Raw genomic sequence first — 26,149 nt, 5'->3', positions numbered from 1 at the left:
CGAGGCCCGCGGAGGGCGCCCTCCGCGGGCCTTGACCTTGTTCCACGCCGACAGCACCGCCAGGAGGAGTACGTGACAACCACCGAGACGCAGCACGCCCGGCCCGGTGGGTTCGGGCAGGCGTGGCGTGGCTTCCGCCGCTGGCGGCGGGCGCGGCCGTTCTGGGGTGGGCTCTTCACCGCGCTGGCCGGCCTGGAGATCTTCGCGACCACCCAGATGAGCCTGAACGGTCTCACCTTCCAGATGGGGCCCACCGGCTTCCTGTCCTGGCTGATCCCGGTGATCCTCTTCGCCTGCGGGATGCTGCTCTGGTTCAGCCCGGCGCAGCGGATGTTCTACGCGATCGTCGCGGCGATCACCGCGCTCTACTCGATGATCGGCGTCAACCTCGGCGGCTTCTTCATCGGCCTGCTGTTCGGCATGGTCGGCAGCGCGCTCGGCTTCGCCTGGGTGCCGGCCAAGAAGGTGCCGCCGGCCGAGCCGGTCGCGACCGAGGCCGCCCCGGTCGAGGAGCAGTACGAGGACGACGCCGAGCCGGCGCTCGTCGACGAGTTGCTGCCCCGGCAGCGCGAGGACGAGACGAGCGGCGTCCTGACCGACACGCTGCCCGAGCCCCGCAACCCGCTGCGTGAGGCGGCCCCGACCGGCTCCGCCGACACCACCCAGGTGCTGCCGGCCGTCGGCCCCGACACGCCGCGGGACGGCCACCGGGACCCGAAGCTGTACGCGATCCTGCTGCTGGTCGCCAGCGTGTCCAGCGTCGGCCTGCTCGGCGTCCGGGGCGAGCAGCCCGCGATCGCCGCGCCGGCCGCCTGCCCCACCACCAGCGCCCCGGCCGACCCGAGCCCGTCCGCGTCGGCGAGCGCCCCGGCCCCGGCCAGCCCGACCCCGAGCCCGACGCCGGAGCAGACGTCGGACGGCAACCTGCTGACCGACATCGTCGATGGCATCACCGGCCTGTTCACCGGCGGCGACTCGACCGAGGCGTCGCCCACCCCGTCCCCGAGCGCCTCGGCCGCTGCCGCCGCCGAGCCGAGGTCGACCGCGATCGCCCCGAGCGCCGGCAGCACCGGCGGCGGCACGCCGAGCGCCACCACGAAGCCGGCCACCAGGCCGGGCGGCAACACCTGTGCCAGCCCCGCCCCCGCCAAGCCCAAGCCGGTCCAGCCGGGCAAGCCGCTGCCCCGGATCGCCGCCGAGCCGGGCCAGCAGATGGTCGCCGACCCGGTCTCCAAGCTCACCGGCTCCAAGGTGACCATGACCGGGCTGCGCTTCGAGGGGATCGTCGAGCTGCCCACCCGCGACGGCAAGCTGAAGTGCCTGAAGTTCACCATGGACAAGGCGGTGACGGACGACTTCGTCCTGCTGGCCAGCGGTCCGGCGGGCAAGCAGCAGCGGTACGCCACCGATCAGCTGACCGTCCGGGACGATGTGGCCTTCTACGCCACCCGTTTCGTCGGCTACCTGCTCGGCATCAAGATCACTCTCACCCCGGACCTGCCGTTCCCGGACGGCATCCCGATCACCTCGCCGCTGCCGATCACCTTCACCGACCCGTCGATCGACCTGGCGTTCGTCGACTCGAAGGTGCTGACCGCCAAGCCGAAGCTCAAGCTCGACCTGGTCTAGGCGTACCGGACGCGCGAAACGGCCGGGAGCAACGAGGCTCCCGGCCGTTTCGCGTACCTCAGAGTCGGGCCAGCGCCCGGCGCAGCGGGTCCAGCCCCAGCGAACCGAGGTCCAGCGCCTGCCGGTGGAACTCCTTGAGGTCGAAGTCGGCACCCTTGCGGGCCTTCGCCTCCTCCCGGGCCTGCAACCAGATCCGCTCGCCCACCTTGTACGACGGGGCCTGCCCCGGCCAGCCCAGGTAGCGGTTCAGCTCGAAGCGCAGGTTCTCGTCCGGCACCCGGCAGTGCGCCCGCATGAACTCCCAGCCCAGCTCGGGAGTCCAGCGCTCGCCCGGGTGGAAGCCGAACGGGTTGTCCCGGGGGATCTCCAGCTCCAGGTGCATGCCGATGTCGACGATCACGCGGGCCGCGCGGAACGCCTGCCCGTCGAGCATGCCGAGCTTGTCGCCCGGGTCCTCCAGGTAGCCCAGCTCGTCCATCAGCCGTTCCGAGTAGAGCGCCCAGCCCTCGCCGTGCCCGGAGACCCAGCAGAGCAGGCGCTGCCAGCGGTTGAGCTTCTCGGCCCGGACGGCGGTCTGCGCGACCTGGAGGTGGTGGCCGGGTACGCCCTCGTGGTAGACGGTCGTCACCTCGCGCCAGGTGGAGAAGTCGGTGATGCCCTGCGGCACCGCCCACCACATCCGGCCCGGTCGGGAGAAGTCCTCGCTCGGGCCGGTGTAGTAGATCGCGCCGTCACTGGTCGGTGCGAGGCAGCACTCGATCCGGCGGACCTGCTCGGGGATGTCGAAGTGGGTGCCGTGCAGCTCGCCGATGGCCTTGTCGGCCAGCGCCTGCATCCAGTCCCGGAACGCCTCCTTGCCCTGGATGGTCCGGGCCGGGTCGGCGTCGAGGGCACGTACCGCGTCGTCGACGCTCGCGCCCGGACCCACGATGCGCGCGGCCACCGCCCGCATCTCCGCCTCCAACCGGGCCAGCTCCGCGAAGCCCCAGGCGTACGTCTCGTCGAGGTCGACCTTCGCGCCCAGGAAGTACTGGGAGGCCAGCTCGTAGCGCTCCCGGCCGGCGGCCTGCTTCTCCCGGCCCTGCGGGGCCAGCTCGTTGCGCAGGAACTGCCCGAACTCAGCGGTGGCGGCGGTCGCGGCGGCAGCACCCTTGCGCAGCTCGGCACCGAGCGTGCCGTCGGCCTCCAGCCGCTCGACCAGCCCGTGGAAGAAGTCGTCACCGCCCGGGTCGGTCCAGATGTCGCACTGCTTGGCCACCTCGACCAGCTGCACCCGGGAGCTGATCCGGCCGTCGGCGGCCGCCTCGCGCAGCGTGCGCTTGTAGCCCTCCAGCGTCGCCGGGAAGCGGTTGAGCCGGGCGGCCACGTTGGCCTTGGCGTCGTCCCCGTCGGTCGGCATCAGGTCGAAGACCATGCGGATCTCGTGCAGCCCGCTGGCGATCACGTTGACCTCGCTGGTGCTCTCGCCGGTGTCGTACCGGGCGAGCTCCAACCCCAGGCGCTCCTGCATGGCCTCCTTGGCGGTCCGCTCCGCCTCGGTGTCCGGCTCGGTCACGTCGAGCTCGGCCAGGGCGCGTCGGGCCAGGTCCGCCCGGGCCGCGTACCCGTCGGGGGAGAGGTCGTCGAGCTGGTCGTCGTAGCCGGCGATGCCGACGTAGGTGGCCCCGGTCGGGCTCAGCGGAGCCCAGTCGGCCACGTACCGGTTGGCGAGGTCATCGATTCGTCCCACCAGGCGACCCTACGTGACCGCACCATCCGGGTGTCGACCGTGTTTGCCGTGTTCAGGGCAGCAGGTCGGCGGGATCCAGATCGATCGGGAAGGGCAGGTCGGACCGGAGCCGGTGGCCACCGGACGCACGCGCGGTGCGGGCGTACCGGCCGGCCGCCGGGGTGAGCGTGAGCAGCTCCACCACCGCCTGCTCCGGGCCGACCTCCACCCGCAGGAAGTACGGGACGCCACCGGCCGCGCAGCGGCGGGACCGGTCCACCGGCGTGCGCCGGGGGCCGCCCCGGGGCAGCACCTCCACCGCCATCGTGCAGTAACCGGCGGGCACCCACCGGTCCTCGGCGTCACCGGCCGGCAGGGTGTGCAGCACGGTGATGTCCGGCTGGATCCAGAGCGCCGGCCCGAAGGTCAGGTTGACACGGCCGTACACGTGCCGGCCGGCCGCCTCGGCGGCGGGGATGAGCAGGGTCGCCAGGCTGGCCATGGCGAAGCTCTCCGCGGCGCCCAGCCAGGGGCCGATCACCAGCCGGCCGTCCACGCACTCGTGCCGGGCCCCGGCCAGCTCCCGGACCGGCAGGTGCGCGTCGGCCAGCGTCGTGGTCCACCGGCCGGCGAGGTCGACGAGCGGATCGGACACCTGCGAGAGCAACGGCCCCACCTCCGGGTGATCAACGAGGTGGGGCCGGACCGGCTACGGCAGTAGTTCGACCGGATCGAAGTCGATCGGGAAGGGCAGGTCGAGCTTGAGGCGCTGGCCGCTGACCGCCCGCGCCGTGCTGACGTAACCACCGTCGTCCAGCGTCAGGAACTCGACCTCGACGTGGCGTAGCCGACGAACCAGCTGTACTCGCATGAAGTACGGCACGCCCGCCTCTGCGCACCGGCGCGGTTTGTCCACGAAGTCCTGTCGGCGGCTGCCGGGCGAGACGAACTCTACGACCATGGTGCACAGCTGGACCGGAATCCACCGGTCCTCCCACTCGGTCTCGGGAACCGCGTGCAGAACCGTCAGGTCCGGCTGGATCCAGCGGTCCGGGCTGAAGGTGAGGTTCACCTGGCCGTAGACGTAGTAGCCGGCAGCCTTCGCGCCGGGTTTGAGCAGGTGCAGCAGTTCACCCTCGGCATAGCTGTTCGTGCCGGTCTCGGCGGGGGTCATGACCAGCCTTCCGTCGATGCACTCGTACCGCGCGTTCGGCAGCTCGGGCAGCGGGAGGTAGCGATCGGCGAGTTGGGTGGTCCACATCCCGTCCAGGTCGTAGAGCGGGTCGAACTTGTGCGGCATCGCCATCGGGAACCACCTCCTCGACTGGTCAACGCCCCTACTGTAGGTCCGTTGCTGTGGGCCGCGACACCGCGACCGATTTTCGCGTGACCTGGTCGTACCCCTGCGGCAGAGTGTCAGGGGTGAACACGGACTTCGCTCCTGACCGGTCACCGCTGCGGAGCTGGCTGCCGGGCTTCCTCGCCCTCGGTGTGATCTGGGGGTCGAGCTTCCTCTTCATCAAGGTCGGGGTGGGCGAGCTGCACCCGCTGCACCTCACCCTCTACCGGGTCGCCACCGGCGCGACGACGCTGCTGGTGGTGCTGGCCGTGCTGCGCGACCGGCTGCCCCGCGAGCCCCGGGTCTGGGCGCACCTGCTGGTCGTCGCCGCGTTCGGCGTCGCCATCCCGTTCACCCTCTTCGGCTTCGGCGAGCAGCGGGTCGAGTCGATGCTCGCCGGCATCTGGAACGCCACCACGCCGCTGATCGTGCTGCCGCTGGCGGTGCTGGTGTTCCGCACCGAGCGGCTGACCGTGCGCCGCGCGGTCGGGCTGGGTCTGGGCTTCCTCGGCGTGCTGGTGGTGCTCGGTGTCTGGGAGGGCGTGGGCGGCTCGCACTTCACCGGTCAGCTGATGTGCCTCGGGGCGGCCGCCGGCTACGGCGTGGCCATCCCGTACCAGAAGAAGTTCCTGGCCGGAACGGCGTACTCCGGGCTGTCGCTCTCGGCGGCGCAGCTGCTGGTCGCGACGGCGCAGCTCGCGGTGGTCGCGCCCCTGGTGGCGGGGGCACCGCCGGCGCCGACCGGCCTCTCCCTGCCCGTGCTGGGCAGCGTGCTGGCGCTCGGTGCGCTCGGCACCGGGCTGGCCTTCGTGATCAACATGCGCAACATCCGGCTGGCCGGAGCGAGCACCGCGTCCACCGTGACGTACCTGATCCCGGTCTTCGCGGTGCTGGTCGGTGCGGTGGTGCTCGGCGAGCGGATGACCTGGCACCAGCCGGTCGGCGCGCTGGTCGTGCTCATCGGCGTGGCGGTAGCGCAGGGCATGTTCCGGTCCCGCCGTCCGGTGCCGGTGGTGGGCACCCCGGCCGTGCCGGCGGCGGAGCCGGTCGCCCGGCGCTGACCGGTCAGGCCCGGCTACGCGCCCACGTCACCAGGCGCTCCGCCTTCCAGGTGTTCACCACCCGACTGGCCGGTACGCCGCACAGCGCGGCGCGTTCACAGCCGAACCGTTGCCAGTCGAGCTGGCCCGGGGCGTGCGCGTCGGTGTTGATCGCGAACTGGCAGCCGGCCTCCAGGGCCCGGCGGATCAGCCGCTTCGGCGGGTCCTGCCGCTCCGGCCGGGAGTTGATCTCGACGGCGACGCCGTGCTCCGCGCAGGCGGCGAAGACGGCGTCCGGATCGAAGTCGCTCTCCGCACGGGTACGCGGCCGGTGCGCCCGGTCCCCGGGGCCCTTCACCCCGGCCGGCCGGGACGACACCATCCGCCCGGTGCAGTGCCCCAGGATGTCCAGGTGCGGGTTCGCGACCGCGGTGAGCATCCGGCGGGTCATCCTCGCCCGGTCGTCGTTCAGCCCGCTGTGCACCGAACCGACCACCACGTCGAGCCGTTCCAGCAGCTTCTCGTCCTGGTCCAGCGAGCCGTCGGCGAGGATGTCCACCTCGATGCCGGTGAGGATGCGGAACCCCTTCGGCAGCGCCTCGTTCACCGCCGCCACGTGGTCGAGCTGCCTGCGCAGCCGGTCCGCGGTCAACCCCCGGGCCACCTTCAGCCGGGGCGAGTGGTCGGTCAGCACCAGGTACTCGTGGCCCAGCTCGACCGCCGCGAGGGCCATCTCCTCGATCGGCGAGCCGCCGTCGGACCAGTCGGAGTGGGTGTGGCAGTCGCCGCGCAGCGCGTCCCGCAGCTTCGCGGCGGCCTCGTCCAGGTCGGTGCCCTCGGTGGCGACCAGCCGGCGCAGGTAGACCGGCTCCTCGCCGGCCAGCGACTCGGTCACGCAGCGGGCGGTGACGTCGCCGACGCCGGTCAACTCGGTCAGCGTGCCGGTGCGGGCCCGCTCGGCCAGCTCCCCGGCGGGCAGGCCGGCGAGCGCCGTGGCCGCCGACCGGAAGGCCCGGACCCGGTAGGTGGCCTCGTTCGCCCGCTCCAGCAGGAACGCGATCCGGCGCAGGTCGGCGATGGGATCCCGGGCAGTCATACGCAGCAAACTACGCGCCCGCGACGCCCGTCGCCGGGTGTCGCGCCCGGTGTCGGCAGTGGACGCCGGTCAGCCGGCGCCACTGGTCACGGTGGGCGCCTTCGGACAGCCGTGCTTCTTCTGCCAGGCGGTCACCTCGGCGGCCGGCCCCCGGTTGCCGTCCCGCCGCCACGAGTTCAGGTAGGGGGCCGGCCAGATGACGCCGCGCCGGATCCACCAGTCGTCGTGCCCGGTGCACTTCGGCGAGAGGCCGAAGTGCAGGTGGCAGACGTTGTTGGCGTTGCCGGTGTGGCCCACCTTGCCGAGCTGCTGCCCGGCGCGCACCCGGACGCCGGCGTCGATGCCGCCGGCGATCGCGCTCAGGTGCGACCCGTAGTAGCGGACGCCGTCGTCACCGAGCAGCGACACCGACAACCCGCCGTTGTACGGCCCGAGCGGGCCCGACTTGGAGAACCGGTCCACCCGGCTCACCTCCAGGACCTTGCCGTCGGTGACCGCGACGACCGGCTCGCCGCAGTCGGCGAAGATGTCCGTCCCCGGATAGGCGGAGTGGGTCGGGTGGTAGTCGACGTTGCTCGCCCGGACCGGGAAGACGTGCCGCAGCTTCCGTGGCGAGGGCGACGGGGACGGGGTGGCCGAGGTCGGCGCGACGGTGGACGGCGCCGCGGGCTGCGCCGCGGTGACCGGCGAGCTCGGCGCCTCCCACGAGCTGACCGGGGTGGCCGAGGACCCCGCGTCGGGAGCGCCGCACCCGGCGACCAGGGCCGGCACGAGCAGCAGCAGGACCGGGTACGCCGCACGCGCACGGCGGCCGATCGATGGCGAGCGCATCCGGTCATCCTGACAGACCAGTACGGTGGGGACGAACCCTCGCACGCCGGTGGCGCTGCGTGATGCGGAGGGTGCACGGTCCGTGAAGGGAGCTGGGGCGATGAACGGCTGGCACGCCGCACCCGGTGAGACCGGCCAGGGCCCGGGTCGGCCGGTGCCGCGTACCCCCTCCGGGCTCTTCCCGGCCGGCGCGCCGATGCGGCCGACCTGGCGCGAGCCGTATCCGGTGACGGGGGCCGGGGTGGCGGCCGGCGCGGCCACCGCGTTCGCCTGGCTGCTGCTGTTCGGCCTGTTGGGGCACGGTGTACCGAGCTACGCGTGGTGGACGGTGATCGGCGGCGGGCTGGCCTGGCTGGCCGCCGCGGTGCTGGTGCGGTGGGGCGACCGGGGCGTCGCGACGGGCGTGGCGATCGTCACCGCCGGCGCCTGGAGCATCGCCGCGGCGATCGTCGCGGTGCGGTGGGCGCAGAGTGGAGACTGGCCGCTCTGGTGACGGTGTGTGCATGTTCTGCTGCGCTCAGCAGGACTCTTGACGTACGCGCTGTGACGGTTCACGCTCGCGGTATGGCCTGGACCACACCGCCGCAGCTCGACCCCGAGCGGAGCCGTCGCCGCCTGCAACTCCTCGCCGAGTTGGCCGGTGCCCGCGCGGTACGCCAGCGGGAACGGCCGCGCCGGGCCGGTGCCGAGCGGTTGCGCGAACTCATCGCCACCCGTCGGCGCGTCGCCGGCTGACCGACTTTCTCCGGGAACGGCCGGCCCTTCGGGGCGTTGACCGGTCGCCCGCCGACCCGACCGGTTAACGTGCACGCGTGACGAGTCGGCGTGCTGCCGAGGCCAATTTGGGGGGACCGTGTCGTACTTCGCTGCTGCCGTGGCGCGCGTCGAGGGCGGCTGGTCCGCCGACGAGGTGAGTCTGCGGGGCGTCACCGACATCGAGGAGGTCGCCGACCGGCTGCGCGACGTCGAGCCGGACGCCGACCTCTCCCTGCTCTTCGTCGAGGCCGACGACACGTACCTGGTGATCCTGCGCCTGGACGAGGGGGAGGACCTGCGCATCTTCGGCTCCGACTCGGCGTACGCGGAGGAGTCCAGGCTCGGTGCGTTGCTGGTCGGTGACCTGAAAACCTCGGTCACCGGGCTGGAGGAGCCCGAGGAGCCGCGCGCGTCCGGCGACGACGACGCCGAACAGCCGGCGGTGGACCCGGAGGCCGACCCGGTGGGCGACGCCGACCTCCTCGCCGACCTGGGCATCCCGGCGCAGAAGCTGCTCGCCCTCTGCGGGCACGACGGCATGATGCCGGCCGATGTGACCGCCGAGGTCTGCACCGTGCTGGGGTGCGTGGACGAGGTCGAGGAGCTGCGTGAGGTCTGAGCCGGCCGGCTCCTGGACGGGCGGCGGCGCGCCGGCCGACGCCACCGACCCGGCGCTGGAGACCGTACGCCCCGGGCAGCCCACGCCGGGCCGGTCCGGGCGGGTCGGGCCCAGCGCGGACGAGGGGCTGGCCGACCCCGGCGTGACCGGCCGCCGGCAGCGGCACGAGCAGTGGATGCGCCGCGCCCTGGAGGTCGCGGTGACCGGCCCGGACACCCACCCGGCGGACGACGCGGCGGTGGAGGACGTCCCTGTCGGCGCGGTCCTCTACGGGCCGGACGGCACCGAGCTGGCGATCGGCCGCAACGAGCGGGAGCTGACCGGGGACCCGACCGCGCACGCCGAGGTGCTGGCGCTGCGCCGCGCCGCCGAGCGGTCGGGCCGCTGGCGGCTGGACGGCTGCACCCTGGTGGTGACCCTGGAGCCCTGCACGATGTGCGCCGGGGCGATCGCGCTGGCCCGGGTCTCGACCGTGGTCTTCGGCGCCTGGGAGCCGAAGACGGGCGCGGTGGGCTCGCTCTGGGACGTGCTGCGCGACCGCCGCCTCACCCATCGCCCCGAGGTGTACGCGGGCGTCCTCGAAGCCGAGAGCGCCGCCCTCCTGCGCGCCTTCTTCCGCTAGCCGTCAGGCGGGGCGCAGCAGGGACGTGGCGACCGCGCGGGCGGCGTCGCTCCACGGTGCCGGGCGCAGGGTCGCCGGGTCGAGCCGGACGACCGCCCGGGTGCCCTCGGCGTATACCGTGCTGCCGTCGACCGAGCGGAACTCGAACGCGTACGAGGCGCTGGTGGTGCCGAGCTGCTCCAGCCAGAAGTGCACCGCGACCGGGCCGACGGCGGCGATCGGCGCGCGGTAGCGGATGGTGAACTCGCGGACCGCGTGGAACACGTCCGGTGAGCTGTCCCGCCCCCGGAAGCCGTGCCCGCGCTCGGCCCAGTACGGCGTGACGGCCCGCTCCAGCAGCACCGCGTAGCGGGCGTTGTGCAGGATGCCGAGGGCGTCGAGGTCGTCGAAGTGCACGGTGACGTGCTCGACGTGGCCGAACTCGACGACCGGCGGGTCGGCGACGGCGTGGCTCATGACTGGCCTTCCGGTAGCAGGGTGGGGTCGGGGCAGAGCGCCCGGAGCCGGAGCAGCAGCCCTCGGCGGGCGTGCCGGTAGGTGGGCTCCGGCGCCAGCAGGCGGGACCGCATCGCGGCGCTGATGCCGAGCGCGTCGATCTCGTACGCCAGTTGGGCGACGTCGAGGCCGGCGGGGAGTTCGCCGAGCGCGACCGCCTCGTCGACGAGGCGCTCCAGCAGGGCGGTCCACCGGCCGAACGCCTCGGCGAGCCGGTCGCGGACCGGGCCGGGGCGGGCGTTGAACTCGAAGTCGGTGCTGGCGAAGAAGCAGCCGCCGGGGAGCACCCGGGCGGCGTAGAAGTCGATCCGGGCGTCGTGCAGGGCCCGCAGCCGGCGTACCCCGCGGGGGGCGCGCAGCGCCGGCTCGACGATCCGCTCCTGCCACTGCGCCACCGCCCGCTCGACGGTGGCGAGCTGGAGGGCCTCCTTGGAGCGCCAGTGCGCGAAGAGGCCGGACTTGCTGACCCCGAGCCGGTCGGCGAGCTGGCCGAGGGAGAGCCCGTCCAGGCCGACCTCGGTGGCCAGCGACACGGCGGCGTCGAGCACCGCGGTGCGGGTGCGGTCGCCGCGGGCGACGCGGCCGTCGGAGGTCATGTCGGCAGCGTACGCGAAAAAAGCACGACCGGTCGTATTTATTTGTGTGACCCGGAACGCCGACCGCCCCGGCACCGTCGGACGGTGGCGGGGCGGTCGGGTCGGGTCGGGTCGGTCAGGCGATGACGGTGTCCAGGGCCACCTCGACCATCTGGCCGAAGGTCTGCTCGCGCTCCTGCGACGTGGTCTTCTCGCCGGTCTTGATGTGGTCGCTGACGGTCAGGATGGTCAGCGCCCGCGCCTTGAACCGGGCGGCGATCGTGTAGAGCGCCGCCGACTCCATCTCCACCGCCAGCACCCCGTAGTCGGCCAGCGTGTCGTACAGGTCCGGCCGGTCGGTGTAGAAGGCGTCCGCGGCCAGGATCGGCCCGACCTTCATGCTGATGCCGCGCCGCTCGGCCACCTCGACCGAGGTACGCAGCAGCCCGAAGTCGGCCACCGGGGCGTAGTCGATCAGCCCGTCGAAGCGCATCCGGTTCATGTTCGAGTCGGTGGACGAGCCGATCGCGGCCACCACGTCCCGCAACTGGAGGTCCTCGGTCAGGGCGCCGCAGGAGCCGACCCGGATCAGCGTCTTCACGCCGTACTCGTTGATCAGCTCGTGGGCGTAGATGGAGGCGGACGGCATGCCCATGCCGGAACCCTGGACGGAGACCTCGACGCCGTTCCAGCGGCCGGTGAAGCCCAGCATGCCGCGAACCGTCGTGTAGCAGCGGGCGTCCTCGAGGTAGGTCTCCGCGATCCACTTGGCCCGCAGCGGGTCGCCCGGCATCAGGACCCGCTCGGCGATCTCTCCCGGCTCAGCGCCGATGTGCGTACTCATGGCAAAGATCCTGCCAGGCCGGCCGACGGGATACCGGTTCGGCGTCCGGACCGGTGGTCCTGTACCCTCGTCGGCGGTGGCGTGTCCGAGTGGCCTAAGGAGCACGCCTCGAAAGCGTGTGAGGGTTTACGCCCTCCGCGGGTTCAAATCCCGCCGCCACCGCTCCTGAAGCGCCCGGACCCGTTCCGGGCGCTTCTTCGTTCCCGGCTTGTTCCACGCCCGGATCCGGGCCCGGTGCCGATGGCTGTCTGCCCGCCGGTCGCAGCCCGGGTCGGGCCGGGTGCGCCGCCCGTTCGGCTGACGCCCGCCATTGATCCATTCCTCTAGGGTGTCGGCACACAGGTATGTCGAACGGGGATTCTCTTGCGGCGGAAGACTGCCATTTCGTCCGTTCTCGCGCTCCTGGCCGGGCTGGCACTCAGTGCCCCGGCGCAGGCGGCAGGCGGGGTTCAGTTGATCAATCGGGAGGGCGTCGTCCTCCAGTACGAGCGGGTGAAGACGGACGGCCTCCGGCCCCGCCCGGTGTTGGGGACCGGGGACACCCGCTCGGACTTCGACGGCGACGGCGTCGACGACGTGGCCGCCATGGGCGACCCCTCCTTCTCCAAAGTGCCGCTGCCGGAGTACGCGACCGGTGTGGTGACCGTCCGGTACTCCTCGGCGCCGCAGGTCGACCACTTCCTGGGTGTGCTGAGTTCCGACGGAGGCTGTGGCTGTTTCGGCACCACGCTCGCGGCCGGGAACTTCAACGGTGACCGCTACGACGACCTGGTCATCGGCGACCAGGACGAGGTGGACCCGGGGAACGGCAAGCACGCCGGTGGGGTCTGGGTCATCCCGGGCAGCAGTGGCGGCCTGGTGGCCGGCTCGGCGCGCCACTTCAGCCAGAGTTCCCCCGGGGTGCCCGGTGACCCGGAGCAGTACGACCACTTCGGCGGGGCGCTCGCGGCCGGCGACCTCAACGGCGACGGCCGGGACGACCTCGCGATCGGCGCGTACGGCGAGGCGATCGGCACCAAGACGGACGCCGGTGCGGTCACCGTTCTGCTGGGCACCGCGACCGGCCTGACGGCCACCGGGGCCGCCTTCCTCAGCCAGGACCAGTCGGCGGTGCCCGGGACGTCCGAGCCGAACGACCGCTTCGGCTACACCCTGGCGATCGGGAAGGTCAACGGCGACCGCTACGCCGACCTGGTCATCGGTGCTCCGATGGAGGACGACAGCAGTTCCTGGAACGGCAGCGGAATGGTCACGCTGATGTGGGGTTCGGCCGCCGGGGTGGCCACCACCGGCGCCACGTCGGTCACCGGCGCGGCTCTGCGCGGGGTGCTCGGCCAGACCGGCGCCATCGCCTGGTACCTGGGTCTGGCGCTCGCCGTCGGGGACGTCAACGGTGACGGGCTCGGTGAGGTGATCGCCGGAGCGCCCGACGCGCAGACCCCGGAACTCACCGGCGGCCTGGTGGCCGCCTTCACCGGTCGCTCCGCCGGGTTGTCCGCCGGTGCCGTCCGGGTCATCACGCAGGACACCTCGGGGGTGCCGGGAACGTCGGGAGGCGGCGACCGCTTCGGGGCGGCGCTCGCGGTCGGTGACGTGACCGGGGACGGCAAGGCGGACGTGCTGGTCGGCGCCCCGGGCGAAACCGTCGGCAAGGCGGTGGAAGCCGGTTCGGTCACCCTGCTCAAGGGCTCGGCCGCCGGGCTGACCGGCAGCGGTGCCCAGACGTTCTACCAGGGTCAGTCGGGCGTCCCGGGAGCGGCCGAGCGCGGGGACAAGTTCGGTGTCGCAGTGGCGCTGCTCGACCTCGACCGTCGGGGCGGGCTGGACGTGGTCGCCGGGGCGCCCGGTGAGGAGGTGACCGGCGACCTCGCCGGCTACCCCTCCGGTTCGGTGACCCGGATCCAGGGCGTCGGTGGGCAGGTGCCGCCCGTCCTCTGGACCGGGCTGGGTCTGCGCAGCGACTACGTCTGGCCGCAGCGGTACGGCCTGCGGATCGCCGGGCCGCAGAGCGGTGGCCCGCTGTACTGATCCCGGCCCCTGACGTCGGGGCGCCCGGGTCCGCCCGGGTGCTCCGACGAGGGTCAGCAGGGGCCGTAGCCGTCGCCGGAGCAGTACGAGCCGGTCGTCGACGAGAAATGCGAGAACGCCCGGTCGATCCGTGCGGATCGCACCGGACGTTCCGCTCGCGGGCCGTCAGTTCCCGGCGAAGTCCTCACCGAGCAGGGCCCGGATCCGCCGCAGCGCCCGCGCGTCCCGCATCTTGACCGCCGAGGTCGAGATGCCGAGGATCTCGGCGACGGTGGCGACGCTCTGGTCCTCCCAGTGCCGCAGCACCACGATCGCCTGGTCGCGAATGGGTAGCGTCGCCAGCGCGGTCATCAACGCGACGTGCAGGTCCGTCTCGGTTGCCGGCTCGGGCCGTTCGGGCAGTCGGTCGCAGACGACCTCGCTGTCGCTGTGCCGCCTCCGCTGATCGAAGACGGCGTTCATGAGCACGCGGCGGCTGTACGCCTCGAGATTCGCGCTCTCCCGGATCCGACTCCACGAGGCGTACATCTTCGCGAAGGTGATCTGGGTGAGGTCCTGGGCGAGATGCCAGTCCCGGCACATGAGGTACGCGGTGCGTCTCAGTCGGGGCGCGGCCGCGGCGACGAAGGCGCTGAAGTCCTCGTCCCGGCTGCTCCGCTCACGCCGCCGGGCGAGGCCCCACCGCGCCAGCGGTCCGGGCTGACGATCGGCGGACGGCCCGGCGTGCACGTCCAGTTGTCCGCTGGTCACCCATGCTCCCCGAGCCCCGAGCCGGTCGGGCACGGACCGCCCATGATCTCGTCGACACCGCTCGCGTCGTGGAAGCTCACCACGAACCGCGAGAAGTCCGCCGCCCTCGCCAGCGTGACGTGGAAGGCCTCAGGGAGTTGTTCCGGTGTGACCGCCGCGATCAGGTCCGGGCTGTCCCGGTACCGCTCCTTGAACGCGGCGTACGCGGCTTCCCGACTCTGGAACGTCACGGTCCGCACGCGCGCGTCGGACCGGAGCGCGTCCTGCAGTTCGAGGCGCTGCCGATCGGTGACCTCCTGGCGCAGGAAGACCCGCACCTCCGTCGCCTCGCGCCCGGTCCGCCGGTCGCAGTCGGCAAGCGCGGAAGGCGCCAGCGCCCCGGCTGCGACCACCGGCGGTGTCACCTCCCTCGTCGGCGTCATGTTCAGCGCGACCAGGGTGGCGACGACCGTGACGAAGCCGGTCACCGCACCCACCGCGAGACCGCGTCTGCGGCGTAGGGCCGTTCCCGCCGTCATGGCCTCCCGTGCCAGGTCTTCGGGCGGGGGTGCGGGTTCGACGCCGAGTACCCGCTCGAAGAGCACGTGCAGGTTCTGATCCACAGTCGCTCCTGGTGTTTGTTGGCTTCCTTCCTGAAGGACTGGTCGGGTTGCCGTACCGGTCACACCGGATCGCCGGCAGCGGCGTGCGAGGGTGCGCGGCCCCTGAGCGCGGGCCGGGTCAGCAGGGGCCGTAGCCGTCGTCGAAGAGGCGGCGGGCCCAGTCCGCGTACCCGGCGATGATCTCCCGGACGGTGACCCCGTCGTGCAGGAACAGGTACGCGCGGTCGCCGTCGCGGGCGAGCAGCCCGTCGAAGCGGTGCGTCCCGTGCGGGGCGGTCAGCGCGACGGCCGCCGGGTACGCGGCCCGGACCTCGGCGACGGGCGTGCCGACGCTGACCCCCTCGGGCGTGCTCATCGGGTCGTCGAGCCAGAGCAGCACGAGCCGGTCGTCGACGAAGATCGGGCTGACCGCGCCGTGCCCGGCCAGCGTCGGCCCGCAGGCGTCCACGTCGGTACGCAGCACCCCGCGCCGGGTCAGGTCCTCCTCGGTGTCGCCGAAGGCCGCGTTGCGCAGCCCGTCCAGGCCGACCACCTCGGCGGCCCCGACCGGCCGGGCCGGCACCTCCGGCCCTTGTGGACGGACGCCGCTGCCGGCGATCGAGGCGGCGACGAGCAGCGTGGCAATGAATCCGAATTGTCGCAGTTTCATGCAATCCCCCAGTCCCCAACGGGACCGGGGCGATCAGGTTGCTGGTGCTGCTCGGATTGCCGAAGTTCCCACTCCTCGGCCAGCTCGTCCCAGTAGTCGGCGGAGAGCCCCCGCCGGCCGTGCGCCAGCCAGCCCGCGGTGTCCCGCTCCAGGTGCAGGCCCAGCTCGGCGAAGTAGTCGATCCACGGTCCGGGCTCGACGCCCAGCCGGGCCAGCGCCGCGTTGATCGGCCACTCGGCGCGCGGGGAGTCCAGTGTCGCGTCGAAGCGCGGCCCCCAGCTCGGCTCGCCGCCCAGCCAGACGGCGGCCGACTGGTGGCCCAGCCCGCCGGCGAACTCCGCCTCCAGGTACGCCACCGGCCCGTGCCGGGACCACCGGGCCAGCAGCTCCGTCAGGATCGGCGCGAGAACCAGGTGGAACGGCTGCTCCGCCGACGGCTCCCCGGTGCGGAAGTCGGGCAGGCCGCCGGTCAGCTCCTCCACCAGCTGGGGGGTGACCGGCAACAGCGCGAAGTCCTGCCGGAGCGCGGCGAGGACCGCGTGGTCCAGGTCGGCGGTCTGCTCCCGGAGCAGCTCGACGTCGGCCACCACCGCGCTGAGCTGGTAACTCATCCGATCCCTTCGCCGTCCACAGGCTGTGGATGGAACATGTGTACGACTGCGTCCCGGGGTCCGGGTGCTGCCGGCACCGTACCGTGGCGTACCCGTGAAAGGGGGCCGGCTCCGGGCGGAGCCGGCCCCCTGCCGGTCAGGCCGGGTCGGTCACCAGGCCGACATGTCCGGGAGCTGGTCGATCGAGATGGTCTTCGGGTTGGCCATCGCGGTCTTCCAGAGGCCGGCCACGTCCTTGCCGCTGCCCGCCCAGTCGCGCGACGCCCACACCACGAAGTACGGCCACGGCGCGTCGGAGTTCGGGTTCAGCGGGCTGAACGTCTCGGCCACGCCGGTGGTCTTGCCGCCGCTGACCGCCTTGGTGGTGTCGAAGTCGCTCCAGCTCTGGAAGTAGTCGGAGGTGACCAGGTCGGTGTAGCTGTCGCCCGGGTACCAGGACGCCAGCGAGCTGCCCTGGCCGCTGGCCATGCCGTTGAACACCCAGACGATGTTGTGCGCCCCGGCCCGCTGGGCCCGGTCGTAGATCAGCCGCCAGAGCTGCTTGTAGGCGTCCTGGCCCTTCTTCGTCCACCACATGTAGTTGTTGTTCGCCTCGTGCAGCGGCCGGAACAGCACCGGCACCCCGGCGTCGCCCATCTTCTTCAGCTCGCCGACCACCAGGTCGATGTCCTGGTAGAGCTTGGACGACGGGTTGGACAGGTCGGGCACGAAGTCGCAGGGGGCCGAGTAGTTGCCGCCGCGCGGGCAGTACCAGTGCCACTGGAAGGCGACGATGCCCTTGCGCGACTTCGCCCAGTCGATGACCTGCTGGGTCTGGATGCTGCCCCGGGTGTACTCCATGAAGTCGAACGCCACGATCGCCGGGTAGCGGCCGGTCAGCTGCTGCACCTTGTCCGCGTCCGGCAGGTCGGTCTGGCCGCTGACGAACTGGTGGGTCTTCAGGTAGCAGATCAGGTTGCGCACCTTGGAGTTCGCCTGCGGGTCGGCCGGGCTCTGGCCACAGTCCGGGCCCGGCGGGGTGGGCGGCTTGACCGCGTACACCTCGAACTCGTAGAGCGAGTAACCCCAGGCGGTGCCCCGGGCGGTGCCGGACATCCGGACGTACCGGCCGGAGGCCGTGGCAGGCGCGATGTCGTCGGTGCCGCCGTCGCCGGTCGTGGTGCTGAAGACCGAGGTCCAGGCGGTGCCGTCCGTCGAGGTCTGGATCTGGTACGCCTTGCCGTAGGCCGCCTCCCAGCGCAGCCGGACCAGGGCGATCGGGTACGTGGCGCCCAGGTCGACCTGGATCCACTGCGGATCGGTGTAGAGGCTGGACCAGCGGGTCCCGCCGTTGCCGTCGACGGCCAGGTTCGAGCTGAGCGAGGTGCTCTCGTTCGACGAGGCGGTGGTCGGCCGGTTCAGCGCCAGGTTGCCGGTCGGCGCGCCGGTGGGGTTCGGGTCCACCGTCGGGCTCGGGCTCGGGCTCGGGCTGGTGGGTGGCGTGGTGCTCGGGCTCGGGCTCGGTGAACCGGTCGGGCCGGTGCCACCGCAGGCCACCCCGTTGAGTGTGAACGCGGTCGGGGCCGGGTTCGACCCGCTGTAGTTCACGTTGAAGCCGAAGCTCACCGTGCCGCCGTTCGCCGGGATGCCGGCGGTGTAGCTGAGGTTGGTGGCGGTGGCGTTCGCGCCCGACTGGGTCTTCGTCGCGTTCCAGACGTCGGTGATCGTCTGGGTGCCGGGGAAGGTCCAGGCCAGGGTCCAGCCGTTGACGGCGGTCCCGCTGGTGTTGGTGATGACGACGTTGGTGGTCGCGCCCGAGCCCCAGTCGTTGGTGACCTGGTACTGGACCGAGCAGGTGCTCGCCGCGGCCTGCGCGGACGGCATCGTCACGAGGGTGCCGGCCAGCACGGTGACGGCTGCCGCCGTACCGGCCAGGGACGCCCGCGTGCGGGTGCGGAGGGTCATGAGGATCTCCCGTGCGGGTGGTGGGTGCGGAAGTGGGCGCGGCCGGCGTACGGCCACGTCCGGTGGGGTCACCAGCTCTGCCCGGACAGGGTCGACCGGTCGTTTGCCCCCGACCGGCGCCCCAGAGAAGACATAGACGATAGTTATGATGAACCGGTTAACTTGTCAACTCCTGCGACCCGGTTGATTCGGCCGTTCGCCCATGTGAGCCGCAGATACTTGCAGCAAGCCTTCCTGAATCGGTCAAGCTAGCCCGCGTGGGACACACGGCGGCCCGGCCTGCTGCCAAGATGACCGACGATGCGGCGCGCGGTCTGTTCGCCGCTGCCACGGGGGATCGACACGGGCGGAGAGCGGGCGCGGCCGGGCGTGGGCCCGGGGCTGCCCGGTCGTCCGTCCGCTTCCGCCCGGCAGTGGCCCCGCCGCCGCACCCGGTTCCGGTCGCCGGGACCGGGGACGCCCGCCGAGGAGGAAGCACCATGCAGGACAAGCGTTCCGACCGTCGTCAGCTGCTGCGGGCCGCTGCGGTCACCGCCGGTGCCGCCGTCGCCGTGCCCGCGCTGGGTGGCATCACGCCCGCCCAGGCCGCCGCCCTGGCGTCCACCGGGGCGATCCCCTGGGTCGGCAAGGCCGGCTCCGGTGCCCCGTACATCGCCGACGAGACCGTCGGCGCCCAGGTCGCCATCAACGCCGCGCTCAGCACCGACACCACTCAGACGGCCGTCTACGTCGCGCCCGGCACCTACCTGGTCAAGGGCCCGGTGGTGCTCAACGACAAGCAGGCCCTGATCGGCGCCGGCCCGCTGACCACGCTGCTGAAGGCCACTTCGGGCTTCAGCGGCGCCGCCATGGTGACCACGCCCGCCGGCGCCTCCACCGCCTCCCGGCAGTGCGTCACCGACATCGGCCTGGAGGCCGCCGGACTGGTGGCGAACGGGATCAACTTCCAGACCAACGCCGACCCCGCCCAGTACGGGCCGGACCCGGGGCCGTGGCTGACCCGGGTCTTCGTCAGCCGCACCACCGGCGACGGCATCTACCTCGGCGGCACGAACCCGGGCGGGGTGCGGGAATTCAAGCTCACCGACTGCCGGGTGGAGAACACCGGCGGCTGGGGCTACAACCTCCAGTCCTCGGACGGCTTCGTCAGTGGCTGCTCCTGCCAGGGCAGCGACGCCGGCGGCTACCTGCTCGGCGGCGGCAACATCAAGGCCTGGGGCAGCAAGGTCTACGGCACCGGCACGTCCACGACGGCCGGCCCCGGGTTCCGGCTCGCCTCCTCCCGCGCCACCGTCGTGGGCTGCGAGGCGCAGGACCTCGCGGGGAACGGGTTCGAGATCCTCGGCGCGAACTGCACCGTCTCCGGCTGCACTGCCGACTCGACCGGGGTCGGCAGCACCGACACCGGATCGAACTCGGCGGGCTTCTACGTCGGCGCGTCGGCGGTGAGCGTGGAGGGCGGCGCCTTCCAGCGGTCGGGCGGCGGCGCCAAGTGGATCGAGAGCGTGGGGCCGGGCATGCGGTACGCGCTCGTCCTGGCGGGCGGCGTGGACTACGTCTCCGTACGCCTGGTCTCCGGCTCGGGCCGGCAGGTGCCGTTCGTGGGCCTGATCAGCGGCACGGCCGGCACGCACAGCTCGATCTCCGTGCTCGGCTGACGACCCCGGGTGCGGCGAAGGGCCGGCCCAGTGGGGCCGGCCCTTCGTCGACGGCGGAGGATACGAGATTCGAACTCGTGAGGGTGTTAACCCAACACGCTTTCCAAGCGTGCGCCCTAGGCCTCTAGGCGAATCCTCCGCGAGCCAGGATACAGGTCTCCCCGGAGCGGGCCACCCCACCCTCCCAGAAGATCCACTCCGGGTCGGGTAGGCTTGGCGGCACCTCCCGTGCGGCGGTATCTCGTGAACCTCCCCAGGGCCGGAAGGCAGCAAGGATAAGCGAGCTCTGCCGGGTGCACGGGAGGCCTTTTTTGTCTCCGGGCGCCGGTACCGTGGCTGCGGGTCAGGTCACGGGGTGGTGGGTGGTCACCCGCGCCCGACCGGCGCAGAATGGCTCGGTCGAGAGGAGGCGGGACGCGTGACGCTGGCGCTCTACCGCAAGTACCGGCCGCGCACCTTCGCCGAGATGATCGGCCAGGAGCAGGTCACCGAGCCGCTGTCCCAGGCGCTGCGCAGTGGCCGCCTCAACCACGCCTACCTCTTCTCCGGCCCGCGCGGCTGCGGCAAGACCTCCAGCGCCCGGATCCTGGCCCGCTCGCTCAACTGTGAGCAGGGCCCCACCCCCGAGCCGTGCGGGCAGTGCGAGTCGTGCCGCTCGCTGGCCCCCGACGGCGGCGGTTCGATCGACGTCATCGAGATCGACGCGGCCAGTCACGGCGGCGTCGACGACGCCCGGGAGCTGCGCGAGAAGGCGTTCTTCGCGCCGGCCCGCAGCCGCTTCAAGATCTACATCATCGACGAGGCGCACATGGTCTCGTCGGCCGGCTTCAACGCCCTGCTCAAGCTGGTCGAGGAGCCCCCGGAGTACGTCAAGTTCATCTTCGCCACCACCGAGCCGGAGAAGGTCCTCGGCACGATCAAGTCGCGGACCCACCACTACCCGTTCCGGCTGTTCCCGCCGAAGGTGGTCCGGCCGTACCTGGAGCAGCTCTGCGAGGCGGAGGGGGTCAAGGTCGAGCCGGCGGTCTTCCCGCTGGCGGTGCGGGCCGGCGCGGGCAGCATGCGCGACAGCCTCTCGGTGCTCGACCAGCTCATCGCGGGCGCCGGCCCGGAAGGGGTCAGCTACGCCCGGGCCGCCGCGCTGCTCGGGGTCACCGACGCCGCGCTGATCGACGAGATGTGCGACGCGCTCGCCGCCGGGGACGGCGCCGCCGCCTACGCGACCGTCGACCGGGTCGCCGAGGCCGGGCACGACCTGCGCCGCTTCGCCTCCGACCTGCTGGAACGGCTGCGCGACCTGATCGTCCTTCAGCAGGTGCCGGACGCCGCCACCAAGGGCCTGATCGACGGCCCGGCCGACCAGATCGAGCGGATGACCGCCCAGGCCCAGCAGCTCGGCCCGGCGACCCTGTCCCGGTGCGCGGACATCGTGCACAACGGCCTGGTCGAGATGCGCGGCACCACCGCGCCCCGGCTGCTGCTGGAGCTGATCTGCGCCCGGATGCTGCTGCCCGGCGCGGACGACTCGACCGGCGGCCTGCTCCAGCGCCTGGAGCGGATGGAGCGCCGGCTCACCCTGGGTGGTGGCGAATTGCCGCCGGCCGCCGCCGGCGCCGCGCCGGTCGCCGCCGCCCCGCAGGTACGCCCGGCCGCTCCCGCCCCGGCGGCGGCTGTCGCCGCGTCCGACCCGGGGACCGCCGGCACGCCGGCGGCTGCCGGTGCCCCCACCGGGGCGGCCGCCGCCCGCGCCGCCGTCGCCGCGGCAGCCGGTGCCCGGTCCACCTCGCCGGGCCCGCGCGCCACGCCTGCCGCCGGTGATCCGGCCGGTGCGGATGCCGTGCGCCCGGCCCCGCCCGATTCCGCCGCCCCGTCCACCGCCGCCCCGTCCACCGCCGGCCCGACCGGCGCGGCCCCGGGCGGCGGCCACCAGGTCGCGGCGGACCCGACCGCCGGCTCGACCGGTACGGGCGGCGACCGCCCGGACTCCGGGGTGACCGGCCGCCGTCCGGTGCCGGCGTCGGCGGTGCTGCCCGACCCGGCGACCCCCGAGCCGCCCCGACCCGGTTCCGCGGCTGCCGGCGCGCTCGACGCGGTCGCGGTGCGACGGGTGTGGCCGGACATCGTGGCCAAGGTCAACCGGATCAAGAAGCCGGCCGCGGCGCTGATGCGCGACGCGGTGGTCCGCGACGTGGACGGCGACGTCCTGGTGCTGACCGTCAAGTCGCCGGTGCTCGCGCAGATGATGGGCGCCCACACCTCGGTCCTGGCCGACGCGCTCTACGAGGAGTTCGGCGGCCGCTGGCAGATCCGCTGCGAGGTGGCCGGTGAACGGGGCGGGTCCTCGCTCGGTGGCCCGGCCCGGCAGTCCGCGCCGCCCCGGCCGGCGGGCGCGGGGAGCGACGGTCCGGGCGACCCCGGTGCGGGCGGCCCGGGCCCTGGCGGCACCGGGCGGCCGGCCGGTCCAGTCGGTGCCGAGGATCCGGCGGGTGCCGGAGAAGGCTCGGGTGGCCCCGATCGCCCCAGCGGTCCGGGTGGTAGCGGCGGCCCGGCGGCGGGTGCGGGTGGCCCCGGTGGCCCGGGGAGCACTGCCCGGGCCGGGACGGCTCGGGGCGGACCGAGCGGTTCCGGTGACGGCCGGGTGGGTGCGGACGAGTCCCGGCGACCGGCTGCGTCCGGGCCGGGGGGCGGTCCGTCGGGCGCCGACGCGTCCACCGACGAGGAGGAGGACTGGCCCGAGGCGGCCCGACCCGGCGGCTCCGCGAGCGCGGAGGACTGGCCGGAGCCGGCCCGTCCGGGCGGGGCCACGGCCACCGCGACGGCGGCTCCCGCCGTACCGAAGCCGGCCGGACCGGCGGCGACGCCGGCGCCGGCCGCGGCCGGCGGGCCGAAGAACAGCGCGATCGCGGCGGCTCGGGCGGCCGCGGCGGCGGCCGCGGCAGGTGGTGGGCCGGGCAAGGGCCCCCGACCCGCGCCGGCGACCCGGCCGACCGCGGATGCCGAGTGGGCCGGCGAGCCGCCCTACGACCCGGACTTCGACGGTCCGATCCGGTCGGGTGCGCGTGCCACGGCCCCGGCCGCCCCGGCCTACGAGGGCTTCGACCCGGGCGACGAGCCGACGGACGACGTGATCGACGAGCGGACCGCCCGTCAGTCCAGCGAGGAGCAGGCGGTGCAGCTGCTGCGCGAGACGTTCGGAGCCGAGAAGATCGACGAGGTGGACGCGCGCTGAGCGCGCGTCGACCGCCGAGGAGTGCTGCCGCCGCCCGACTAGGCTGGGCGCGGCCGACCAGACGACCGTGAACAGAAGGAGCCATCAGTGCGCCCAGGTGGACAGCCGAACATGCAGCAGATGCTGAAGCAGGCGCAGAAGATGCAGCAGCAGATCGCCAAGGCCCAGGCCGAGCTGGCCGAGGCGGAGCTGACCGGTACCGCGGGCGGTGGCCTGGTCACCGCGACCGTCGCCGGCACCGGCGAGCTGAAGGCGATCAAGATCGACCCGAAGGCGGTCGACCCGGAGGACGTGGAGACCCTGGAGGACCTGGTCGTCGCGGCCGTGCACAACGCCGCCGAGGCGGCCCGCGAGCTGACCGAGAAGAAGATGGGCCCGGTCGCGGGCGGGATGGGCGGCCTCGGCCTGCCCGGGTTCTGAGCCGGCAGATGTACGAGGGTGCCATCCAGGACCTGATCGACGAGCTGGGCCGGCTGCCGGGCGTGGGCCCGAAGAGTGCCCAGCGGATCGCCTTCCACGTCCTCTCCGCCGACCCGGCCGACGTCAACCGGCTGGCCGGCGCGTTGCGCAAGGTCAAGGAGCTGGTGCGCTTCTGCACCACCTGCTACAACGTCGCCGAGTCCGAGCAGTGCCGGATCTGCCGCGACCCGCGCCGCACCGACGAGGTGCTCTGCGTGGTCGAGGAGCCGAAGGACGTGGTGGCGATCGAGCGGACCGGTGAGTTCCGCGGCCGCTACCACGTGCTCGGCGGCGCGATCAATCCGCTGGAGGGGATCGGCCCGGACAACCTGCGGGTCCGCGAGCTGATGACCCGGCTGGGCGGGGGCACCGTGCGCGAGCTGATCCTCGCCACCGACCCGAACACCGAGGGCGAGGCCACGGCGACGTACCTGGCCCTGCTGGTCAAGCCGATGGGGATCGCGGTGACCCGGCTGGCGAGCGGCCTCCCGGTCGGCGGCGACCTCGAGTACGCCGACGAGATCACGCTGGGGCGGGCGTTCGAGGGCCGCCGGGCCGTCTGACGACACCGGTACGGGAGGGGGCGTGATGGCGCGGACGCCGGAGCGCGCCTCCCCCGTGCCGGGGGTGCTGGCGGCGGTGGTGGTACTGGTGCTGGCCGGCACGGTGGGCGCGGTCGCCTCCGGCTGCCTCCTGATCCTCCTGCCGGTCCGCACTGTGGGACCTGTGGGTTCCGCCACGGCGCGCGACGACCGGCGGCCGACAGGCCAGGCTTGTCCGGCTGTGCCCGATCCCACCAACTGCGCCCGGGTGTGACAGTCCTGTTTGTCGGAAGATCGGAAGCTGTCAGACCGAGTCACTTGGTGTCGGCTTGATAGCGATTGCCTAACGGGCGTTCCGCTTCTGTGTGTCGTGTCATAGCCTCCCGCTCACGGACTGAGTCACAGCTCGACGTGGACATGCGCATGACAGAGGTGAGAGATGCAGGCGAGCAGGCTTAAGGCGGCCGTGGCCCTCACGGCCGCTGCCGCTCTGGCGGTCGGGGCGTCCGGCTGCGCCAAGAGCGAGCGCGACGATGACGGCGGGGCGGCCAAGACTGGCGGCACCTTCGTCTTCGCGGGTTCCGGCAACCCCAAGAACTTCGACCCGATCTTCAACGACGACGGTGAGTCGTTCCGACCGATCCGGCAGATGTACGACACCCTCGTGCAGAACAAGCCGGGCACGGCGGACCTGCAGGGTGCGCTGGCGGAGAGCTGGGAGCACGACCCGGCGGGCAAGGTCTGGACGTTCAAGCTCCGCAAGGGCGTGAAGTTCCACGACGGCACCGACTTCAACGCGGCCGCGGTCTGCTTCAACTTCGACCGCTGGTTCAACATGAAGGGCGCTGCGGCCCAGTCGCAGATGATCTACTACTCGGACACCTTCGGCGGCTTCGCCAAGAACGAGGCCGAGGGTGTCGGCGAGCCGGTCTACAACAAGTGCGAGGCGAAGGATGACGGCACCGCCGTCATCACGATGAACCAGTACAAGGGCGCCTTCCCGGGTGCCTTCGCGCTGACCGCGCTCTCGATCGCCAGCCCGACCGCGCTCAAGCAGTACGACGCGGACAAGGTCACCCAGAACGGCGACTCCTTCGAGTACAGCGCGTTCGCCAACGAGCACCCGGTCGGCACCGGCCCGTTCAAGTTCGGTGGCTGGGACAAGGCCAAGAACGAGATCACGCTGACCCGCAACGACGACTACTGGGGTGAGAAGGCCAAGGTCGACAAGCTGGTCATCAAGGTCATCGCCGACGAGAACACCCGGAAGCAGGAGCTGCGGGCGGGCACCGTGCAGGGCATCGACTTCCCGGCCCCGTCCGACCGGAAGGCGCTCGCCGGCGAGGGCTTCCAGGTCCTCGACCGCCCGGCGTTCAACGTTCTCTACCTGGGTCTCAACCAGAAGAACCCGAAGCTGAAGGACCTGCGGGTGCGGCAGGCGATCGCCTACGCCCTGAACCGTCAGCAGCTCGTCCAGACCAAGGGCCCGGGTGGCACCAAGGTCGCCGACGAGTTCATGCCGGACACCGTGCTCGGCTACGCGCAGGACGTGCAGAAGTACGAGTACAACCCGGAGAAGGCCAAGCAGCTGCTCAAGGAGGCCGGGGCCAGCAACCTGACCCTGAACTTCTACTACCCGACCGACGTCCAGCGGCCGTACATGCCGAACCCGCAGGAGATCTACACCATCCTCGCCAACGACCTGCAGGCCGTCGGCATCAAGGTCAACGGTGTGGCCCGCCCGTGGAACGGTGGCTACAAGGACGACGTGCAGCAGTTCGGCAAGCAGGACCTGCACCTGCTCGGCTGGACCGGTGACTACAACGACCCGGGCAACTTCGTCGGCACGTTCTTCGGCCGCGGCAAGGTCGAGTTCGGCGACCAGGCGATGACCGAGATGTTCGCCGCCATCGCCAAGGCCGACGGCACCGTCGACGAGGCCGGCAAGAAGGCCGCCTGGGAGCAGGTCAACCGCGACATCGCCGCCAAGTGGCTGCCGGCCGTGCCGATCTGGCACGCCCCGCCGGCCATCGTGGTCACCAAGGACGTCAAGGGCCTGGTCGCCAGCCCGCTGACGGACGAGCGGTTCAACACCGTCAGCGTCGGCTGAGGACGACGCTGAA

At 72.6% G+C, this 26,149-nt stretch carries 25 protein-coding genes, 2 tRNA genes and 1 other RNA gene; 14 read left to right on the top strand and 14 right to left on the bottom strand.

Features of this window, described 5'->3' with window-relative positions; all coding sequences use genetic code 11:
• Positions 1 to 72 precede the first annotated feature (72 nt).
• Positions 73 to 1,629, top strand: a complete 1,557-nt coding sequence (locus GA0070611_RS21545; RefSeq protein ID WP_091667200.1) for a DUF6114 domain-containing protein — start codon at positions 73 to 75, stop codon at positions 1,627 to 1,629.
• Positions 1,630 to 1,687: 58 nt separating this feature from the next.
• Here GA0070611_RS21545 and GA0070611_RS21540 read toward each other — a convergent pair whose 3' ends face one another.
• The 3 genes from GA0070611_RS21540 to GA0070611_RS21530 are packed head-to-tail and all read right to left on the bottom strand — an operon-like array spanning position 1,688 to position 4,643.
• Entirely contained in the window at positions 1,688 to 3,358 is a 1,671-nt protein-coding gene (locus GA0070611_RS21540; protein WP_091667198.1) for a DUF885 domain-containing protein, read from the bottom strand.
• A 52-nt stretch (positions 3,359 to 3,410) separates the two neighbouring features.
• Entirely contained in the window at positions 3,411 to 4,004 is a 594-nt protein-coding gene (locus GA0070611_RS21535) for a Uma2 family endonuclease (protein WP_157740369.1), read from the bottom strand.
• A 42-nt stretch (positions 4,005 to 4,046) separates the two neighbouring features.
• A complete protein-coding gene (locus GA0070611_RS21530) occupies positions 4,047 to 4,643 on the bottom strand; it encodes a Uma2 family endonuclease (protein WP_091667193.1) in 597 nt (198 codons plus the stop codon).
• A gap of 116 nt (positions 4,644 to 4,759) precedes the next feature.
• Here GA0070611_RS21530 and GA0070611_RS21525 point away from each other — a divergent pair, with 116 nt between their 5' ends.
• Positions 4,760 to 5,737: a DMT family transporter gene (locus GA0070611_RS21525; RefSeq protein ID WP_197675767.1), complete on the top strand. Its 978-nt coding sequence runs from the start codon at positions 4,760 to 4,762 to the stop codon at positions 5,735 to 5,737.
• 4 nt (positions 5,738 to 5,741) lie between these two features.
• Here the strand turns inward: GA0070611_RS21525 and GA0070611_RS21520 are convergent, their stop codons facing one another.
• Both GA0070611_RS21520 and GA0070611_RS21515 read right to left on the bottom strand, forming a co-directional pair.
• Complete coding sequence (locus GA0070611_RS21520; protein ID WP_091667189.1) at positions 5,742 to 6,812, bottom strand: PHP domain-containing protein; 1,071 nt, start codon at positions 6,810 to 6,812, stop codon at positions 5,742 to 5,744.
• A 69-nt stretch (positions 6,813 to 6,881) separates the two neighbouring features.
• Complete coding sequence (locus GA0070611_RS21515; RefSeq protein ID WP_091667187.1) at positions 6,882 to 7,643, bottom strand: M23 family metallopeptidase; 762 nt, start codon at positions 7,641 to 7,643, stop codon at positions 6,882 to 6,884.
• 100 nt (positions 7,644 to 7,743) lie between these two features.
• Between GA0070611_RS21515 and GA0070611_RS21510 the strand changes: the two genes are divergently transcribed.
• The 4 genes from GA0070611_RS21510 to GA0070611_RS21500 all read left to right on the top strand — a co-directional run bounded on the left by GA0070611_RS21510 (position 7,744) and on the right by GA0070611_RS21500 (position 9,640).
• On the top strand, positions 7,744 to 8,136 hold the full coding sequence (locus GA0070611_RS21510) for a hypothetical protein (RefSeq protein WP_197675766.1): 393 nt from the start codon (positions 7,744 to 7,746) through the stop codon (positions 8,134 to 8,136).
• Between the two features lie 71 nt (positions 8,137 to 8,207).
• Complete coding sequence (locus GA0070611_RS31385; protein WP_167604458.1) at positions 8,208 to 8,378, top strand: hypothetical protein; 171 nt, start codon at positions 8,208 to 8,210, stop codon at positions 8,376 to 8,378.
• Between the two features lie 118 nt (positions 8,379 to 8,496).
• Positions 8,497 to 9,018 carry a tRNA adenosine deaminase-associated protein gene (locus GA0070611_RS21505; protein WP_091667184.1) on the top strand — a complete coding sequence of 174 codons (522 nt, stop codon included), beginning with the start codon at positions 8,497 to 8,499 and terminating at the stop codon, positions 9,016 to 9,018.
• A gap of 127 nt (positions 9,019 to 9,145) precedes the next feature.
• Positions 9,146 to 9,640, top strand: a complete 495-nt coding sequence (locus tag GA0070611_RS21500; RefSeq protein ID WP_331715358.1) for a nucleoside deaminase — start codon at positions 9,146 to 9,148, stop codon at positions 9,638 to 9,640.
• Between the two features lie 3 nt (positions 9,641 to 9,643).
• Here GA0070611_RS21500 and GA0070611_RS21495 read toward each other — a convergent pair whose 3' ends face one another.
• The 3 genes from GA0070611_RS21495 to deoD all read right to left on the bottom strand — a co-directional run bounded on the left by GA0070611_RS21495 (position 9,644) and on the right by deoD (position 11,554).
• Positions 9,644 to 10,096 (bottom strand): acyl-CoA thioesterase, encoded by a 453-nt coding sequence (locus GA0070611_RS21495; RefSeq protein WP_091667180.1) that lies wholly within the window; start codon positions 10,094 to 10,096, stop codon positions 9,644 to 9,646.
• The gene (locus tag GA0070611_RS21490; protein ID WP_091667178.1) at positions 10,093 to 10,731 is read right to left on the bottom strand and encodes a TetR/AcrR family transcriptional regulator; all 639 of its coding nucleotides are present in this window, start codon (positions 10,729 to 10,731) and stop codon (positions 10,093 to 10,095) included. Before GA0070611_RS21490 ends, GA0070611_RS21495 begins: the two co-directional genes overlap by 4 nt.
• 115 nt (positions 10,732 to 10,846) lie before the next feature.
• Positions 10,847 to 11,554: a purine-nucleoside phosphorylase gene (gene deoD, locus GA0070611_RS21485; RefSeq protein WP_091667175.1), complete on the bottom strand. Its 708-nt coding sequence runs from the start codon at positions 11,552 to 11,554 to the stop codon at positions 10,847 to 10,849.
• A 75-nt stretch (positions 11,555 to 11,629) separates the two neighbouring features.
• On the opposite strand from deoD, the gene GA0070611_RS21480 reads away from it, so the two are divergent.
• Positions 11,630 to 11,716, top strand: a tRNA-Ser gene (locus GA0070611_RS21480).
• 291 nt (positions 11,717 to 12,007) lie between these two features.
• Positions 12,008 to 13,582 (top strand): integrin alpha, encoded by a 1,575-nt coding sequence (locus tag GA0070611_RS21475; protein ID WP_231921179.1) that lies wholly within the window; start codon positions 12,008 to 12,010, stop codon positions 13,580 to 13,582.
• Positions 13,583 to 13,747: 165 nt separating this feature from the next.
• On the opposite strand, the gene GA0070611_RS21470 is transcribed toward GA0070611_RS21475, so the two are convergent.
• The 5 genes from GA0070611_RS21470 to GA0070611_RS21450 form a co-directional block, all read right to left on the bottom strand.
• Positions 13,748 to 14,332, bottom strand: a complete 585-nt coding sequence (locus GA0070611_RS21470) for a SigE family RNA polymerase sigma factor (RefSeq protein WP_231921178.1) — start codon at positions 14,330 to 14,332, stop codon at positions 13,748 to 13,750.
• Positions 14,329 to 14,934 (bottom strand): permease-like cell division protein FtsX, encoded by a 606-nt coding sequence (locus tag GA0070611_RS21465; RefSeq protein WP_091667171.1) that lies wholly within the window; start codon positions 14,932 to 14,934, stop codon positions 14,329 to 14,331. Before GA0070611_RS21465 ends, GA0070611_RS21470 begins: the two co-directional genes overlap by 4 nt.
• A gap of 118 nt (positions 14,935 to 15,052) precedes the next feature.
• Complete coding sequence (locus GA0070611_RS21460) at positions 15,053 to 15,583, bottom strand: hypothetical protein (RefSeq protein ID WP_091667169.1); 531 nt, start codon at positions 15,581 to 15,583, stop codon at positions 15,053 to 15,055.
• A complete protein-coding gene (locus tag GA0070611_RS21455) occupies positions 15,580 to 16,194 on the bottom strand; it encodes a hypothetical protein (RefSeq protein WP_091667167.1) in 615 nt (204 codons plus the stop codon). The genes GA0070611_RS21460 and GA0070611_RS21455 overlap by 4 nt, the downstream gene beginning before the upstream one ends.
• A 150-nt stretch (positions 16,195 to 16,344) precedes the next feature.
• Complete coding sequence (locus GA0070611_RS21450) at positions 16,345 to 18,138, bottom strand: glycosyl hydrolase (RefSeq protein WP_091667164.1); 1,794 nt, start codon at positions 18,136 to 18,138, stop codon at positions 16,345 to 16,347.
• 479 nt (positions 18,139 to 18,617) lie between these two features.
• Here GA0070611_RS21450 and GA0070611_RS21445 point away from each other — a divergent pair, with 479 nt between their 5' ends.
• Entirely contained in the window at positions 18,618 to 19,796 is a 1,179-nt protein-coding gene (locus GA0070611_RS21445; protein WP_157740368.1) for a right-handed parallel beta-helix repeat-containing protein, read from the top strand.
• A gap of 54 nt (positions 19,797 to 19,850) precedes the next feature.
• Here the strand turns inward: GA0070611_RS21445 and GA0070611_RS21440 are convergent.
• Positions 19,851 to 19,935: transfer RNA gene (locus GA0070611_RS21440), tRNA-Ser, on the bottom strand.
• Positions 19,936 to 20,016: 81 nt separating this feature from the next.
• On the opposite strand from GA0070611_RS21440, the gene ffs reads away from it, so the two are divergent.
• The 5 genes from ffs to GA0070611_RS21410 all read left to right on the top strand — a co-directional run bounded on the left by ffs (position 20,017) and on the right by GA0070611_RS21410 (position 26,136).
• Positions 20,017 to 20,106: signal recognition particle sRNA small type (ffs, locus tag GA0070611_RS21435), an RNA gene on the top strand.
• A gap of 108 nt (positions 20,107 to 20,214) precedes the next feature.
• Entirely contained in the window at positions 20,215 to 23,025 is a 2,811-nt protein-coding gene (locus GA0070611_RS21430; RefSeq protein WP_091667159.1) for a DNA polymerase III subunit gamma and tau, read from the top strand.
• A gap of 111 nt (positions 23,026 to 23,136) precedes the next feature.
• Complete coding sequence (locus tag GA0070611_RS21425; protein ID WP_030502117.1) at positions 23,137 to 23,445, top strand: YbaB/EbfC family nucleoid-associated protein; 309 nt, start codon at positions 23,137 to 23,139, stop codon at positions 23,443 to 23,445.
• A gap of 8 nt (positions 23,446 to 23,453) precedes the next feature.
• Positions 23,454 to 24,047 (top strand): recombination mediator RecR, encoded by a 594-nt coding sequence (gene recR / locus GA0070611_RS21420; protein ID WP_091667157.1) that lies wholly within the window; start codon positions 23,454 to 23,456, stop codon positions 24,045 to 24,047.
• A 418-nt stretch (positions 24,048 to 24,465) separates the two neighbouring features.
• Entirely contained in the window at positions 24,466 to 26,136 is a 1,671-nt protein-coding gene (locus GA0070611_RS21410; protein ID WP_091667153.1) for an ABC transporter substrate-binding protein, read from the top strand.
• Positions 26,137 to 26,149: the final 13 nt, after the last annotated feature.

It is taken from the genome of Micromonospora auratinigra, assembly GCF_900089595.1.
Taxonomy (GTDB): Bacteria; Actinomycetota; Actinomycetes; order Mycobacteriales; family Micromonosporaceae; genus Micromonospora; species Micromonospora auratinigra.
The sequence above is the reverse complement of the archived record's forward strand: the minus strand, read 5'-3'. Positions and strand labels throughout refer to the sequence as shown.

Coding starts and splice junctions, on each gene's coding strand:
- GA0070611_RS21530 (WP_091667193.1), bottom strand. CDS start 4,643: ATGGCGATGCCGCACAAGTTCGACCCGCTCTACGACCTGGACGGGATG.
- GA0070611_RS21520 (WP_091667189.1), bottom strand. CDS start 6,812: ATGACTGCCCGGGATCCCATCGCCGACCTGCGCCGGATCGCGTTCCTG.
- GA0070611_RS21515 (WP_091667187.1), bottom strand. CDS start 7,643: ATGCGCTCGCCATCGATCGGCCGCCGTGCGCGTGCGGCGTACCCGGTC.
- GA0070611_RS21510 (WP_197675766.1), top strand. CDS start 7,744: ATGAACGGCTGGCACGCCGCACCCGGTGAGACCGGCCAGGGCCCGGGT.
- GA0070611_RS31385 (WP_167604458.1), top strand. CDS start 8,208: ATGGCCTGGACCACACCGCCGCAGCTCGACCCCGAGCGGAGCCGTCGC.
- GA0070611_RS21495 (WP_091667180.1), bottom strand. CDS start 10,096: ATGAGCCACGCCGTCGCCGACCCGCCGGTCGTCGAGTTCGGCCACGTC.
- GA0070611_RS21490 (WP_091667178.1), bottom strand. CDS start 10,731: ATGACCTCCGACGGCCGCGTCGCCCGCGGCGACCGCACCCGCACCGCG.
- deoD (WP_091667175.1), bottom strand. CDS start 11,554: ATGAGTACGCACATCGGCGCTGAGCCGGGAGAGATCGCCGAGCGGGTC.
- GA0070611_RS21460 (WP_091667169.1), bottom strand. CDS start 15,583: ATGAAACTGCGACAATTCGGATTCATTGCCACGCTGCTCGTCGCCGCC.
- GA0070611_RS21455 (WP_091667167.1), bottom strand. CDS start 16,194: ATGAGTTACCAGCTCAGCGCGGTGGTGGCCGACGTCGAGCTGCTCCGG.
- GA0070611_RS21450 (WP_091667164.1), bottom strand. CDS start 18,138: ATGACCCTCCGCACCCGCACGCGGGCGTCCCTGGCCGGTACGGCGGCA.
- GA0070611_RS21445 (WP_157740368.1), top strand. CDS start 18,618: ATGCAGGACAAGCGTTCCGACCGTCGTCAGCTGCTGCGGGCCGCTGCG.
- GA0070611_RS21425 (WP_030502117.1), top strand. CDS start 23,137: ATGCAGCAGATGCTGAAGCAGGCGCAGAAGATGCAGCAGCAGATCGCC.
- recR (WP_091667157.1), top strand. CDS start 23,454: ATGTACGAGGGTGCCATCCAGGACCTGATCGACGAGCTGGGCCGGCTG.
- GA0070611_RS21410 (WP_091667153.1), top strand. CDS start 24,466: ATGCAGGCGAGCAGGCTTAAGGCGGCCGTGGCCCTCACGGCCGCTGCC.